12 protein-coding genes and 1 pseudogene are annotated in these 16,046 nt (G+C 32.5%); 9 read left to right on the top strand and 4 right to left on the bottom strand.

Annotated elements, in window-relative coordinates; genetic code table 11:
- Nucleotides 1-116: 116 nt before the first annotated feature.
- The 6 genes from asnB to G4L40_RS11175 all read left to right on the top strand — a co-directional run bounded on the left by asnB (nucleotide 117) and on the right by G4L40_RS11175 (nucleotide 9,616).
- Nucleotides 117-1,733, top strand: a complete 1,617-nt coding sequence (asnB, locus tag G4L40_RS11200; protein ID WP_166237287.1) for an asparagine synthase B — start codon at nucleotides 117-119, stop codon at nucleotides 1,731-1,733.
- A gap of 175 nt (nucleotides 1,734-1,908) precedes the next feature.
- Nucleotides 1,909-3,849: a DNA topoisomerase (ATP-hydrolyzing) subunit B gene (gene gyrB, locus G4L40_RS11195; protein ID WP_166237286.1), complete on the top strand. Its 1,941-nt coding sequence runs from the start codon at nucleotides 1,909-1,911 to the stop codon at nucleotides 3,847-3,849.
- Nucleotides 3,821-4,849, top strand: a complete 1,029-nt coding sequence (locus G4L40_RS11190; protein ID WP_235922640.1) for a DUF6588 family protein — start codon at nucleotides 3,821-3,823, stop codon at nucleotides 4,847-4,849. Before gyrB ends, G4L40_RS11190 begins: the two co-directional genes overlap by 29 nt.
- A 29-nt stretch (nucleotides 4,850-4,878) precedes the next feature.
- Nucleotides 4,879-5,811 carry a malate dehydrogenase gene (locus G4L40_RS11185; protein WP_166237285.1) on the top strand — a complete coding sequence of 311 codons (933 nt, stop codon included), beginning with the start codon at nucleotides 4,879-4,881 and terminating at the stop codon, nucleotides 5,809-5,811.
- A gap of 302 nt (nucleotides 5,812-6,113) precedes the next feature.
- Nucleotides 6,114-9,035: a protein translocase subunit SecDF gene (gene secDF, locus G4L40_RS11180; RefSeq protein ID WP_166237284.1), complete on the top strand. Its 2,922-nt coding sequence runs from the start codon at nucleotides 6,114-6,116 to the stop codon at nucleotides 9,033-9,035.
- A 98-nt stretch (nucleotides 9,036-9,133) separates the two neighbouring features.
- A complete protein-coding gene (locus tag G4L40_RS11175; protein ID WP_166237283.1) occupies nucleotides 9,134-9,616 on the top strand; it encodes a gliding motility lipoprotein GldH in 483 nt (160 codons plus the stop codon).
- An 18-nt stretch (nucleotides 9,617-9,634) separates the two neighbouring features.
- Here the strand turns inward: G4L40_RS11175 and lgt are convergent, their stop codons facing one another.
- Both lgt and yidD read right to left on the bottom strand, forming a co-directional pair.
- On the bottom strand, nucleotides 9,635-10,564 hold the full coding sequence (gene lgt, locus G4L40_RS11170) for a prolipoprotein diacylglyceryl transferase (RefSeq protein WP_166237282.1): 930 nt from the start codon (nucleotides 10,562-10,564) through the stop codon (nucleotides 9,635-9,637).
- Between the two features lie 92 nt (nucleotides 10,565-10,656).
- Nucleotides 10,657-10,914: a membrane protein insertion efficiency factor YidD gene (gene yidD, locus G4L40_RS11165; protein WP_166237281.1), complete on the bottom strand. Its 258-nt coding sequence runs from the start codon at nucleotides 10,912-10,914 to the stop codon at nucleotides 10,657-10,659.
- A 149-nt stretch (nucleotides 10,915-11,063) separates the two neighbouring features.
- On the opposite strand from yidD, the gene G4L40_RS11160 reads away from it, so the two are divergent.
- Complete coding sequence (locus tag G4L40_RS11160) at nucleotides 11,064-11,669, top strand: hypothetical protein (protein WP_166237280.1); 606 nt, start codon at nucleotides 11,064-11,066, stop codon at nucleotides 11,667-11,669.
- Nucleotides 11,670-11,793: 124 nt separating this feature from the next.
- On the opposite strand, the gene cysS is transcribed toward G4L40_RS11160, so the two are convergent.
- Entirely contained in the window at nucleotides 11,794-13,278 is a 1,485-nt protein-coding gene (gene cysS / locus G4L40_RS11155) for a cysteine--tRNA ligase (protein ID WP_166237279.1), read from the bottom strand.
- A gap of 24 nt (nucleotides 13,279-13,302) precedes the next feature.
- A complete protein-coding gene (folE, locus tag G4L40_RS11150) occupies nucleotides 13,303-13,974 on the bottom strand; it encodes a GTP cyclohydrolase I FolE (protein ID WP_166237278.1) in 672 nt (223 codons plus the stop codon).
- A gap of 156 nt (nucleotides 13,975-14,130) precedes the next feature.
- Between folE and G4L40_RS11145 the strand changes: the two genes are divergently transcribed.
- Both G4L40_RS11145 and G4L40_RS11140 read left to right on the top strand, forming a co-directional pair.
- Nucleotides 14,131-14,556, top strand: coding sequence for a hypothetical protein (locus tag G4L40_RS11145; RefSeq protein WP_166237277.1), 426 nt, complete (start codon nucleotides 14,131-14,133; stop codon nucleotides 14,554-14,556).
- A gap of 7 nt (nucleotides 14,557-14,563) precedes the next feature.
- A pseudogene (locus tag G4L40_RS11140) lies at nucleotides 14,564-16,046 on the top strand (T9SS type B sorting domain-containing protein); the annotation flags it as partial.

Below are 16,046 nucleotides of genomic sequence, written 5' to 3'. Positions count from 1 at the left end.
TAAAATTAAATTTATGGTTTATTATTTAAACTTATATATTCAATTTTGCTTCATCAAACTAAGTGAATTAATCTTTCACTTAAACAATTAACATTTCAACGATTAAACTTAAAATTATGTGCGGGATATTAGCCATTATAGGAAAAGGAAAAGAAGAAGCATTGGTACAACAATTGTCTAAAAGAATGAGCCATCGTGGTCCAGATGAAAGTGATATTCATATAACAGAGAAAGGACATATTTTGGCGCACGAGCGTTTATCAATTGTCGATTTACACACCGGAAAACAACCCATTCAAGGAACGGATTCGGCTTGGATGGTGCATAATGGCGAAATATACAATCACAAAAAATTAAGAGAAACTACTTTAAAACATCACACGTTTAGAACTACATCGGATTCAGAGGTCATTGTGCATTTGTATGAAGAATTTGGTTATGATTTCTGCGATATGTTAGACGGAATTTTCGCGCTAGTTGTTATCGATGGCGATGATTATATTGTAGCTCGCGACCCACTTGGAGTTAAGCCTTTGTATTATGGAATGGACGAAAGAGGCCGCTTATATTTTGCATCCGAAATGAAAGCGATTACCGATCAATGTAAATCATTTTCAACTTTTCCTCCAGGACATTATTATACCGAAAAAACAGGTTTCGTAAAATATTACAAACCAGAATGGGAAGCGTATGAAAAAGCAGTTGAAAAATTAGATTTACAAGCTTTAAATAAAAGTTTAACGCAAGCTGTAGAAAAGCGTTTAATGTGCGACGTGCCTTTTGGAGTATTGCTTTCTGGAGGATTGGATTCGTCTTTAATTGCATCAATTACGTCAAGGTTGTTGGAAGAAACTGGTCAAGAATTGCATTCGTTTTCTATTGGATTAGATGCTTCAGCTCCGGATTTAGTGGCAGCAAGAAAAGTTGCGGATTTCATTGGAACAACGCATCACGAAATTCATTTCACAGTCGAACAAGGAATAGAAATTTTAGATAAGTTGATTTGGCATTTGGAAACCTATGATGTAACATCAATTCGTGCTAGTACGCCGATGTATTTCTTGTCAAAAGCGATTACCGAAAAAGGAATCAAAATGGTGCTGTCAGGCGAAGGAGCGGATGAAATTTTTGGAGGTTATTTATATTTCCGAAACGCACCATCAGTATTAGATTTCCAAAAAGAAACTATAGAACGTGTGCAAAAGTTATTTACCGCTGATTTACTTCGTGCCGATAAATCAACCATGGCACATGGATTGGAGGCTAGAGTTCCGTTTTTAGATAAAGCTTTTTTAGAATTAGCAATTAAAATTCAACCCGATGAGAAAATGCCAAAAACGTACGAAGGGATTGAAAAATATATTGTAAGAAAGGCTTTTGATACTCCAGAAAAACCCTACTTGCCTGAAGAAATTTTATGGCGTCAAAAAGAACAATTTTCTGATGGAGTAGGTTATAATTGGATAGATACTTTAATTGAATATTGTTCAAGTCAAGTGTCAGATTTAGAGTTCTCTAGAGCAAAGGAATTGTTTCCATACAATACTCCGGCTACTAAAGAAGCATTTTTTTATCGCCAAATTTTTTATAAACATTTTCCACAAGATAGTGCTGCACAAACAGTACGAAAATGGATACCAAAATGGCAAGAAAATCAAGACCCAAGTGGTAGAGCAAATGCCGCTCACGTAAAAGCAGATGTGGCAATTGCGTCAAATCAAGAATTAGTGTAGTATTTCATAAATATGGTTTGTTGTTAGGAAAGCGTCAGTTAGAAATAGCTGGCGTTTTTGTTTTTAACAAATGTTAATAACTTAATGGGTTTTTATGCTTATTTGTAGTTGATTTTTTTGCGGAATGGTTATATTTGTCTGTTAATTAAAAATCGAATATTTAAGATATAATTATATGAGCGAAGAAGTTAAGAAAAACAATTATTCGGCAGACAGTATTCAGGCGTTAGAAGGGATGGAGCACGTAAGAATGCGCCCTTCCATGTATATTGGAGATACTGGAGTAAGAGGTTTGCATCACTTGGTGTATGAAGTAGTAGATAACTCTATCGATGAAGCTCTAGCGGGTCATTGTGATACAATTTATGTAGCTATAAACGAAGATAATTCCATTACAGTTGAAGATAATGGGCGTGGTATTCCAGTGGATTTACACAAAAAAGAAGGTGTTTCTGCACTTGAGGTGGTAATGACAAAAATTGGAGCCGGAGGTAAATTTGATAAAGATTCGTATAAAGTATCTGGAGGTTTACATGGTGTTGGGGTTTCATGTGTTAATGCGCTTTCTGACCATTTAAAAGCAACAGTATTCCGTGAAGGTAAAGTTTACGAGCAAGAATATGAAAGAGGAAAAGCGTTATATCCAGTTAAACAAATTGGAACTACAGAAAAAAGAGGTACAATGGTTACGTTTAAACCAGATGCTTCAATTTTCACACAAACCTTAGAATATTCTTATGATACATTAGCTTCTCGTTTGCGTGAGCTTTCATTCTTGAATAAAGGAATTACAATCACATTAACAGATAAAAGACACTTAGCTGAAGACGGAAGTCAACCAGTTGAAACCTTTCATTCTCAAGAAGGTTTGAAAGAATTCGTTAAGTTTTTGGATGGAAATCGTGTGCCTATTATTGGTCACGTAATTTCGATGGAGCATGAAAAAGGAGAAATTCCTGTTGAAGTTGCTTTGATTTATAACGACAGTTATTCAGAAAATATTTTTTCTTATGTAAATAATATTAACACTCACGAAGGAGGAACACACTTGCAAGGTTTCCGTATGGGATTAACTCGTACATTGAAAAAATATGCAGATTCTTCAGGATTATTAGATAAATTAAAATTTGAAATTTCTGGGGACGATTTTCGTGAAGGATTGACAGCTATTATTTCTGTAAAAGTTGCAGAGCCTCAGTTTGAAGGACAAACTAAAACAAAATTAGGAAATAGAGAAGTAGTTTCTCCGGTTTCTCAAGCCGTTTCAGAAATGTTAGAAAATTATTTGGAAGAAAATCCAAATGATGCCAAGATCATTGTTCAAAAAGTTATTTTAGCAGCCCAAGCTCGTCATGCAGCTAAAAAGGCCCGTGAAATGGTGCAACGCAAAACCGTAATGGGTGGCGGTGGATTGCCAGGTAAATTATCAGATTGTTCTGAACAAGATCCAGCAAGATGTGAAATTTTCCTTGTAGAGGGAGATTCTGCGGGTGGAACTGCAAAACAAGGTCGTGATAGAGCATTTCAAGCTATTTTGCCTTTACGTGGTAAGATTTTGAATGTGGAAAAAGCAATGCAACATAAAGTCTTTGAAAACGAGGAAATTCGTAATATTTTCACCGCTTTAGGGGTAACTGTTGGAACCGCCGAAGATAGTAAGGCATTGAACTTAGAAAAATTACGTTATCATAAAGTTGTAATCATGTGTGATGCCGATGTTGATGGTTCTCACATTTCAACATTGATTCTTACATTTTTCTTTAGATTTATGAAAGAATTAATTGAAGGTGGGCATGTTTATATTGCAACACCACCTTTATATTTGGTTAAAAAAGGAAATAAAAAAGAATATGCTTGGAATGACGATCAACGTGATTTAGCTAACGAAAGAATGGGTGGAAGTGCAGCTATTCAACGTTATAAAGGTCTTGGAGAGATGAATGCTGAGCAATTATGGGAAACAACTCTGAATCCTGAATACAGAACATTACGTCAAGTAACAATTGATAGTTTAACAGAGGCAGATAGAGTTTTTTCTATGTTGATGGGAGATGAGGTGCCACCTCGTAGAGAATTTATTGAGAAAAATGCCGCTTACGCAAAAATTGATGCGTAAATCGGGAGTAATCATAGGATTGTTTGCGACTTTCTTTTTTACACAAAAAAGTGAAGCGCAAACAGCTACAGAATTAGAACAAATAGGGTATCTGCTTTCAGATGCCCTTTTGTATTCTGAGCAATATATAATTCCAGCAACTGATGCAGCAGTGTATCAAGCATCAACTTCTTGGGTAAATTCACCTAAGAAGAAAAGTAAATGGGAAGTGACTTTAGGGTTGCATACAAATGTTTTTTTTGTTCCTAAAAGTGATAGAAAATTCAGTATTCAAAATTCTGATTTTCAGTTTTTTGAAATTGAAGGAGCTACTTCGGCAACAGTTCCAACGGCTTTAGGAAATGGCAATCAAGTTTATTTAGTAGGTGATTTGGGAGGTGAACAAATTCGTTTAAAAACACCAAAAGGAATTGATCAAGAAACCGTTGTTTATCCTTATTTAAGTGGAGCAATTGAATTACCTTATGGTTTTGAATTTTTAGCCAGATATTCGACCAAAACAAAATTAAAAAAAGGTGATTATCAAGTTTATGGCTTTGGGTTAAAACATAATTTTAGCCAATATTTTCCAAAAATTGAAGCAAAAAATATCTATTTTTCAGCAAGTGCTATTTATTCAAAAGAAGATGTTAGTTTTGATTTTTTAGATATCAATACTGCTTATGGAAATTTAGGAATCAATCAATTGAATGGGTTGGTTGATACTTATCATTTTCAGCTAAGTGCTTCTAAGGAATTTAAAAAATTTGAATTAATAACAAATTTTATTATTAATAGAAGTTCTTTTCAATATATCGTAAGTGGAGAAACGGGTTCAATTGAGGAAGTGATTCCAATTCAGCAAGTTATAAATGATTTGTTGACTCAAATTTCAAAAGATAAAACCAATGTTTTAGGTGAAGTTTCTGGTAGATACCAAATAAGCAAATTTTATGTGCAAAGTTCAATTGCTTTTGGTAAATTTGTAAACGGAAATATTGGTGTTCAATATCAATTTTAATTTTATAAATATTTAATATACACAACAAAATGAAAGTAACTATAGTAGGTGCGGGTAACGTAGGTGCAACATGTGCAGATGTTATTTCGTACAGAGGAATTGCTAGTGAAGTAGTGCTAGTTGATATCAAAGAAGGTTTTGCAGAAGGTAAAGCAATGGATATTATGCAATGTGCTACAACAACAGTTTTTAACACACAATTAAGTGGTACAACAGGTGATTATTCTAAAACAGCAGGAAGTGATGTAGTTGTAATTACATCAGGAATTCCAAGAAAGCCAGGAATGACTCGTGAAGAATTAATTGGAATTAATGCAGGAATTGTAAAATCGGTAGCTGATAATGTTTTAACACATTCGCCTAATGCAATCATTGTGGTAGTGTCTAATCCAATGGATACAATGACTTATTTGACTTTGAAAGCAACAGGATTGCCAAAAAACAGAGTAATTGGAATGGGTGGAGCTTTAGATAGTTCTCGTTTCAAATATTTCTTGTCAAAAGCATTAGATAAACCAGCTAATGATGTACAAGGGATGGTTATTGGAGGTCATGGAGATACAACTATGATTCCATTAACACGTTTAGCTTCATATAACGGAGCACCAGTTTCTAATTTTTTATCTCAAGAAGTTTTAGATAAAGTTGCGGCTGATACAATGGTTGGAGGAGCAACATTAACAGGATTATTAGGAACTTCTGCTTGGTATGCGCCAGGTGCTTCTGTAGCTTATTTAGTAGATAGTATTTTGAACAATCAAAAACGAATGATTCCTTGTTCTGTTTTATTAGAAGGTGAGTATGGACAAGAGGATATTTGTATGGGAGTTCCATGTATTATCGGAAAAAATGGTATAGAACAAATTGTTGATGTTCAATTGAATGATGCTGAAAAAGCTGCTTTTGCTAAATCTGCTGATGCAGTTCGTGCAATGAATGCAGATTTGAAATCAGTATTGTAATTCAATATCAAAATAATTATAAAAAACTGTCAAGAAATTGGCAGTTTTTTTTGTTCGATACAAAATGGAAAAAGAAATAGTTTGGATGTTTTTAGGAGTAAAAAAACATAAATTTTTAGAATAAAATCTATTATTGGGATAAGTTTTTGATTGTTCAAGTGGTTCATTATTAGAGAATAAAATGATTTTATGATGAAACTTGTATAAAAACAGCATTTTAATCTAAAATAAAATTGCTTAATCCTATTGTAAATTATATATTTGTCCGTTTTTATAAAATAGAATAAATAAATTTTAGAGTAATGCAGAATAGAGGACTAATTAAATTTTTCGCAATTATCTTTGCCTTGGTATGTTTATACCAGCTTTCTTTTACTTTTGTTGCAAGTGGTATCGAAAAAGATGCTAAAGCTTTTGCAAAAGGGGATTCAAAAAAAGAATTAGCTTATTTAGATTCAATAGGTAAAGTAGAAGTATATCCATTATTAGGATACACATTCAACGAAGTTAGACAAAAACAATTAAATAAAGGTCTTGACTTAGAGGGAGGAATCAACGTAATTCTTCAAATATCTGTTAAAGATGTTTTAAAAGGATTAGCTAATGATTCTAAAAATGCAGCCTTCAATAAAGCTTTAGCAGATGCTAAAACTAATCAACAAGGAAATCAAGATTATATCGATGCGTTTTTTGTGGAAGCAAATAATGCAAACATAAACTTAGCTGCTGCAGATATTTTTGGAAACAGAAACTTAGAAGCTGAGATTAAAAATGGGATGACTAATAAACAAGTTGAACCAATTGTTAAAAAGAAAGTACAAGAATCTGTAGAAAGTGCATTCAACGTATTAAGAAAACGTATTGACCAATTTGGAGTTACTCAGCCTAATATTCAAATGTTAGGAAATTCAGGTAGAATTTTAGTAGAATTACCTGGTGCAAAAGACGTTGATCGTATTAAAAATTTATTACAAGGAACTGCTCAACTTGAATTTTGGGAAACTTTTAAAGTAGAAGAAGTTTCAGGTTTTATAATGGCTGCTGAAGAAGCATTGAAGAAAACAGAAGTAGCTGTAAAAGCTGCACCAGTTAAAACGGCTGGTATTGATTCTTTATTGACTGATAAAGCTGATACAACAGCTGCTGCTAAATCAAGCCCATTTTTAGGTAAAATGGTTGCTCCTGGACAACAAGGAGTAGGTTTCTTTAATGTTAAAGATACTGCAGTAATTAATGGTTACTTAAAAAGAGCTGATATTAAAGCTTTATTACCAGCTAATTTAACAAATATTAGATTTGCTTGGGGTAAAGTAAATCCTAAAATGCCAGATGCAACTGAACTATATGTGTTAAAAGGAACAAGAGATAATGTTGCTCCTTTAAGCGGTGGTGTAATTGTTGACGCAAAAGATACATTTGACCAGTTTGGAAAACCAGCAGTTTCTATGCAAATGAATGCTAATGGTTCAAGATTATGGGAAAAAATTACAGGTGCAGTTTCTCAACAAGGAAATGCAATTGCAATTGTTTTAGATAATACTGTATATTCTGCGCCTGGAGTAAGTAAAGGAGCAATTACAGGTGGTCAATCTGAAATTTCTGGAAGCTTTACAATCGAAGAAACTAAGGATTTAGCAAACGTATTAAGAGCAGGTAAATTACCAGCTGCTGCAGAAATTATTCAATCAGCTGAAGTTGGACCTTCATTAGGACAAAAAGCAATTGATGCAGGTATTTTATCTTCATTAGTTGGATTCTTCTTAGTGTGTGTATGGATGGTATTTTACTATGGTAGAGCTGGTTGGTACGCAAATGCTGCGTTGTTATTAAACGTATTATTCTTATTTGGTGTAATGGCAAGTTTTGGTTTTGTTTTAACATTGCCAGGTATTGCAGGTATCGTATTAACATTAGGTACTGCAGTTGATGCTAACATCATTATATATGAAAGAGCAAAAGAAGAATTACGTGAAGGTAAGTCTTTAGCAGAAGTAGTTGAAGCTTCTTATGGATGGAAAGGCGCTATGCGTTCTATTGTAGATGCAAACGTTACTCACATCTTAACTGGTATCATCTTATTTGTTTTTGGAACAGGACCTATTCAAGGATTTGCATTAACATTATTGATTGGTATTTTTACATCATTATTTACTTCTATCTTTATTGCTAGAATTTTCATTGATAAAGATATCGCTAATAATAGAGCATTAACATTCTCTACTCCAATTACTAAAAATTGGTTCACAGGATTCCATTTTGATTTTATTAAAATTAAAAAATGGTCTTACTTGTTTTCTTCTGTTGTAGTAGTTGTAAGTTGTGTTTCATTTTTTGTGAATGGTTTAGATGAAGGTGTTGATTTTGTAGGAGGTAGAACTTACCAAGTTAAATTTGAAAAACCAGTAGAATCAAATGTTGTTTCAGAAGAGCTTTCTAAAGAATTTGGAATGCCAGTTGAGGCAAAAGTTTTTGGTGATGCTGATCAATTAAAAATTACTACAAAATACAAGATTAAAGAAGAAGGTGTAGCTATCGATAAAGAAGTTAACGAAAAATTATACCACGCTCTTAAAAAATATTTTAATGAAGGTGTTTCTTATGAAAAATTCATTAATCTATATGAAGGAAAGAAAATCGGAGTATTATATGGTTCAAAAGTGAGTCCTACTATTTCTGCCGATATTAAAACAAACTCTTTCTGGGCAGTTATTGGAGCTATGCTTGTAGTGGCTTTATATTTAGTAGTATCTTTTAGAAAGTATGGATATTCAATTGGAGCGGTTGCTGCAGTTGCGCATGACGTAATCTTTGTATTAGGAGTTTATTCATTATGTTATAAGTTTATGCCATTCCATATGGAAATGGACCAACATTTCATCGCTGCTATTTTAACAGTAATTGGATATTCTATGAATGATACAGTAATTGTATTTGATAGAATTAGAGAATTTTTAGATGGTAAACGTAAAGGAACATTTAAAGAGGTAGTAAATGCATCTATTAATACTACACTTTCAAGAACATTAAATACTTCATTAACTATGATTATGGTACTTTTAATTATGTTCATCTTTGGCGGTGAATCTATTAGAGGATTTATCTTTGCAATGTTAATTGGTATTATTATCGGAACTTATTCATCATTATTTATTGCAACTCCAGTATTAGTTGACACAATGAAGAAAAGTGATGTAGATGAAATTGAAAAAAGACACGCTGAATAATTCAGTTAGTTCATAAAATTTGAAGCTGCTTTCATTGAAAGCAGCTTTTTTTATACTATAATTTTAAGATTAACGTTATAATTTCTAAATATTTAATTATGAAATTGAAACTAACTTTTTTGCTTTTATTTACAATATTACAATCATGTAATAAAAATCAAGTTTTTAATGAATTTAATAGCGATTTTGAGGATAATCGTTGGATTTCAAATGATGTAAAGGTATTCGAGTTTGAAAATGTAGCATCCGATGGCTTACATGTAATTAAATTGCAGTTATCACATATTTATGATTTTGATTTTGCAGAGATACCGATAGAAGTTGAATTAATTGCTCCAAATGGAACAAAGGAAGTGCTTTTAATAGATTTAAAATTAAAAGATGCTTCAGGAAAAGACATTGGAGATTGCACAGGTGATATTTGTGATGTTTATAGCCCAATAAAATCAAATGTTAAATTACAAAAAGGAATTTATACAATTAAAGTTAAAAGTAATTTTCCGGGAGCATATTTGCCTAATGTTTTGGGTGTTGGAGTAGTAGTTGAAAAGCTTGAAAAATATCATAAAAAAAGCGGTTAGAATTTCTAACCGCTTTTTTTATGCTTTAACTTCTTTAGCTTTTAAAACAAAGTAGAATCCTATAATGATAAATGGAATACTTAGCCATTGCCCAGTTGATAAGGCATTGAATAAAGTGTACTCTTCAAAGCCACCTTGACTTTCTTTTACAAATTCAACCACAAAACGAATTGACCATAGTAAAATCAAAAATAGCCCAAATAAATAACCTGATTTATTTCTTGCATTTGTTTTCCAATATAAAAATAACAAAATTGCAAAAACAAAAACATAACAAATTGCTTCATATAATTGCGCTGGATGTTTTGGATATACATTTGCTAATAATTCTGCAAATTGTGGATTGGTTTCGATTGCTTTATAAGCCTCATTCGGCGTATTCATTTGAGTTAACTGCATGGCTTCATTAGCAGTATATTTATCTCTTAAAAATTTAATTCCTAAAGCAGAATTTGTTTGAGTTCCTACAATTTCTGAATTCATAAAATTCCCTAAACGAATAAAAATAGCACCAAGTGAAACTGGAATTACAATTCGATCTAAAATCCATAAAAAAGAACGTTTGATTACTCTTTTTTGGATATAAAACATTGTTATTATAATAGCAATAGCTGCACCATGACTTGCTAATCCTGCAAAACCAGTAAAATGCAATGAAGGTTTTGTGCTTATTGGCAATAATATACTCCAAGGGTCATCATTGAATAATTCGGGTTGATAAAAAATAACATGACCTAATCTTGCGCCAAGCATTGTTGCGATTAATGTATAAACAAATAGTTTGTCTAAAGAATCTACGGACTCATTTTCTCTAATGAATATTGGTTTCATTACATACCAACCTAAACCAAAGGCTAATACCCATGAAAGACTATAGAAACGTAACATAAAAAAACCTAAATCAATTCCTTCTGCTGGATTCCAAATCATGTTTAATGCGTAAATCATAATTGTTCTTAGTTTATGAGGTAAAAATAAATATTATAATTGTGAATCTTGTTAAAATTGTCCAAAGAAATTGTAGGAAAACAATATAAAAATTAAGGAACAGGATCATAACCGCTTTTTCCCCACGGATGACAACTAAAAATTCTTTTTGTTGCTAGCCAGCCACCTTTAAATAAGCCATGTTTTCTCAATGCTTGTAAGGTATAATTTGAACATGTAGGTTCAAATCTACACGTTGCAGGTGTAAAAGGAGAAATCGCTACCTGATAAATACGTACTAATATAATGAATGGAAAAATTAATATTCTTCTTAATCCGTTTGTTTTCAAAGTACTATGATTGCTGCACATATCAGATATATTAAGACGTAAAAATACAATATAAAAAAATTAGTCCCGAAATTTTACAACTAAAAAAAAAATCAAACTATGATTTATATCAGTTTTTTTATGATTTATAGCCTATAAATTTGTCTCATAATTTTAAACTAAAACATAAAATGAAAAAATTATTATTAGCAGGTATTGCATTATTAGGATTTAACGCAAACGCACAAGAAGAGAACAAAGGTTTACAAGGAACTTGGTGGGTAGCTGGACAAGTTGCATTTTCTTCAACAGACAATGGAACTACAGAGACTAAATCAAACACTATCGTGCCAATCGCTGGGTACTTCATTGCTCCAACTACAACAGTAGGTTTAGGAATAGGTGTAATTAACTCAACTACAGATTCTGGTTCGACTACAGTTGCTGAGTCAAATACTTTTATTGTTCAGCCATTAGTAAGAAAATACTGGGGATTAGGAGGTAAATTTTTCTTCTTCGGACAAGCATCTTTACCAATGACTTTTGGAAAAGATAAAATTACTGATGACAAAACAACTTCTATTGGTGTTGATTTAGCTCCAGGTTTTGATTTCGTAGTTAACAAATGGATGACAGTTGAAACTTCATTTTCATTAGTAAACATGACTTCTACTACAATTAAACCAGATTCAGGAGATAGCACTAACAGCTTTAGCTTTAACGCAAACCCATTTGATTTAAATCCTGGTGACAGAAAAGTTGGAGGATTAAGAGTAGGGGTAAAATTCTTATTCTAACATTTAGTTAGAGTATTGGTTAGTTTAAATAGTAAGTAGAGCTGTCTGAATAAGACGGCTCTATTTCTTTTAATAAAAAAGCACAACATATCAGTTGTGCTTTTTTATTTTTTATAAAGTAATTTTATACTGAGAATGTAGTTCCTTCTTTTCCGTCTTTAATAATAATTCCTAAAGCTAAAAGTTTGTCTCTAATTTCATCCGAAAGCGCCCAGTTTTTATTTGCTCTGGCTTCGTTTCTCATTTCAATTAACATCTCGACTACACCTTTTAATTTTTCGGAAGTATTTGAATTGCCCGCCGCAGAATTATTAATTCCTAAAACATCAAATAAGAAATTTGAAAGAGTTGATGCTAATAATTGGATATCTTCTGTGGTTAAAGTCGCAGTTCCATCATTTATTAAATTTATAAAACGTGCTCCTTCAAATAGTTGTGCAATTAAGATTGGGGTGTTGAAGTCATCATTCATTGCGTCATAACAACTTTGTTTCCACGATACAATATCCAATGAAGATGTAGCACTTGCTTTTAAAGAAGGTATAAGTTTGTATGATTCCATCAAACGATTGTATCCTTTTTCGCTAGCAACCATAGCATCGTTAGAAATATCTAAAACACTGCGATAATGAGCTTGTAAAAAACAAAAACGAACAATATTTGGCTCAAAAGGTTTTTCAAAAAAAGAATTTTCTCCAGAAACCAATTCCATAGGTAGGATATAATTTCCAGTTGATTTACTCATTCGTAAACCATTCATTGTAAGCATATTGGTGTGCATCCAAAAATTAACAGGCGAATGTCCGTTACATGCTTTTCCTTGTGCAACTTCACATTCATGATGTGGAAATTTTAAATCCATTCCACCGCCATGTATATCAAATGTTTCACCTAAATATTTTGTACTCATTGCTGTACACTCTAGGTGCCAGCCTGGAAAACCTTCTCCCCAAGGAGAATTCCATCGCATGATATGTGCTGGAGATGCATTTTTCCAAAGAGCAAAATCTTGTGGGTTCTTTTTCTCGCTTTGTCCGTCTAAATCTCTTGTATTGGCAAATAGTTCATCAATATTTCTGTTGCTTAATTCACCATAATTTAACCCTTTTTGATTGTATGCAAATACGTCAAAATATACAGAACCATTGCTCTCATATGCAAAACCTAAATCAATTAACTTTTGAGTTAATTCAATTTGTTCAAGTATATGTCCAGTAGCAGTTGGTTCAATAGTGGGAGGTAAAAAATTAAAGCTGTCTAAAACCTTGTGGAAATCAACAGAATATTTTTGTACAATTTCCATTGGTTCAAGCTTTTCTAAGCGAGATTGTTTTACAAATCGATCATTATCTATATCACCATCATCAGTTAAATGCCCCGCATCTGTTATGTTTCTTACATATCTAACTTTGTAGTCTAAATGTAATAGATATCTAAAAATCACATCAAAACTCATAAAAGTTCTAACGTTACCTAGGTGAACATTGCTGTATACTGTAGGCCCACAAACATACATTCCTATATTTCCATCATGGATAGGAGTGAAGGTTTCTTTTTCACCCGAAAGGGTATTGTATATTTTAAGTGATTGATTTTTATATAATTCCATTGTTGGTAATGCTCAATAATTAATTTAGAATTGAGTTTCTAATTTGATATAATCTAAAAATTCTCTTCTTGTTTTTTCTTCTTTGAATTTTCCTCCAAATTCGGCAGTTACAGTACTGCTTTCGATGTCGCGAATTCCTCTTGAATTGACACACAAGTGTTTAGCATCAATAACACAAGCAACATCTGAAGTGCCTAAAACTTTTTGTAATTCCTGAACTATTTGAATCGTTAATCGTTCTTGAACTTGAGGTCTTTTTGAAAAATAATCTACAATACGATTCATTTTAGACAATCCTACAACAGTACCATTTGAAATATATGCAACATGCGCACGACCTACAATTGGAAGTAAATGATGCTCACAAGTAGAATAAACTACAATGTTTTTCTCAACAAGCATTTCGTTGTATTTGTATTTATTGTCGAAAGTTGAAGAACTTGGTTTTTTTACAGGATTTAATCCACCAAAAATTTCTTTTACAAACATTTTAGCAACACGATTGGGAGTTCCTTTTAAACTATCATCGGTTAAATCTAATCCAAGTGTATTTAAAATGTGTTCAACATCTTTTTTAATCAATTCAATTTTTTCGTCATCAGAAATAGCAAAAGCATCATCTCTCAAAGGTGTTTCTGCATTTGTTGCAATATGATTATTCCCAATTTCGTCCTGAAAATCCTCGTTTTGTATCATTATCAGTTATTAGTTTAATAGCAATTTTTAAAGAATGCAAAGATAAATAATAAACTTCTAAAAATAATTTGAATATGTTAATTATTAGAAAAATAATTGTCAAGTTTAATTTTTTGTTAAATTTGTGTTCTATTATATAATTTATTTAACTATAAAATGAAAAAAATACTACTCTTATTTGCATTTATTTCTTTTGCAATTGTTAATGCGCAAGATAAAGGAAAAGATTGTGAATTTAATTTCAAAGTGTCTTCTAATATGATTTTAGAAGATGAAGTAAGATCAATTTACAAAGCTGAAATTCAATGGGATTTTAGTAAGTTAAATTTAAAAAACACAACCTGTGTTATTGAAATTATCCCTATAAAAGACTGTGTTAATGAATTAAATGCAATTAAGTTTAAAGATGCTATAGTTGTTTCAAGCAAAGATGAAAATTTTGCAGTTAAAGGAACTAAGTCTTTAAATCATATAGATTTGATGTCAAAATGTTTTAAATGGCGAGTTGTTATAACAAATGAGAAAACGTCATGTGTTGAAACAACAGATTGGAAATATTCTTCATTTTTAAGCCAAAAATAAATAAGCTATGAAAAAAATTATACAACTATTTTTATTACTTATTGTTGGAATATCATATTCTCAATCCCCAACGTGTGCTGGGGCTTCTGCTATTTGTTCAGGTAGTGTTGCTCCTTTTCCAAATACAACAGGGGTTGCAAGTATTGGTTCTCCAGGGTGTTTAGGGTCTGCGCCAAATCCTGCATGGTTTTATTTTCAAGTGGGTTTGTCTGGAAATCTTGAATTCACATTAAATCAAGGGGATAATGCACCATTATACAATAATCAAGATGTTGATTTTATTCTATGGGGTCCGTTTAATGCACCAAATTGTACAGATTTATTTGATTTTAATGCTGGAGCTACTGTTAACAACATTGTAGATTGTAGTTTTAGTGGTGCAGCTGTGGAAACAGTATCAGTTCCCGGAGCTGTTGCAGGTCAAATATATATGTTATTGGTAACAAATTATTCCAATGATCCAGGTTTTATCGAAATGAATCAAACTAACTTGGGTAATGCAGGGGCTGGTAATACGGATTGTGATATAGTTTGTGGGGTTGATTTAGGTCCAGATCAATTATATTGCTCAACGACTATTACGACACATCTTTTAACAGCTACTTTTAATCAGGCTCCAACAGCTGCGGGAACACCTACATATTCATGGTTTTTAGGAGGAGTTTTACAAGGTACAACTACTACAAATACATACTTGGTAAACCAAAGTGGTACATGGTCGGTTGAAGTGGTTCGTCCCGGATGTTCGGATACTGCAACAGATAGTGTTGAAATTCGTTTTGATTCTCCACCTGTGTTGAATTCACCTCCATCACCAATCAATATAGGTTGTGGACCATATGATTTAACATCTCTTATTCCTGCAATGGTAGCTCCAGAGCTTCCGGCAGATTTTGTGGTTTATTTTTATACAGATATTGTTGATTGTTGGGATGGAAACTCAAACTTTATTGCAACTCCTACGGCTTTTTCTCCAACAGTTACAACTGATGTATATATAAGAGTAGAAAATTTAGGAAATCCAAGTTGTAATAATACAGACGAATATGTTACTTTAATATATGATTGTACAGCTTCTCCCACTGCTTCAGTAACAGCAAACACAATTTGTTCGGGTAATACAGGAACTGTGACTTTCACAGGAACACCAAATGCAGTTGTAACGTATACGGTTGATGGCGGAGCTAATCAAACGATAACTTTGGATGCTGCAGGACAATATGTGCTAACTACGCCAGTATTAACTGCGAATTCAACTTATACATTGGTAAGTGTTTTTGATGGAACAACTACGACTCCGTTAACAGCTAGTGCTACAGTAACAGTAACGGCATTACCAACAGCATCAATTTCAGGTTCAACAACAATTTGTTCAGGTTCAACAGCAGTGATTAGTTTCACAGGAACAGCAAATGCAGTTGTAACGTATACGGTTGATTCAGGAGCGAACCAAACGATAACATTAGATGCAACAGGAAATGCAAGTGTAA

The sequence above is a fragment of the Flavobacterium celericrescens genome (assembly GCF_011392075.1).
Taxonomy (GTDB): Bacteria; Bacteroidota; Bacteroidia; order Flavobacteriales; family Flavobacteriaceae; genus Flavobacterium; species Flavobacterium celericrescens.
The sequence above is the reverse complement of the archived record's forward strand: the minus strand, read 5'-3'. Positions and strand labels throughout refer to the sequence as shown.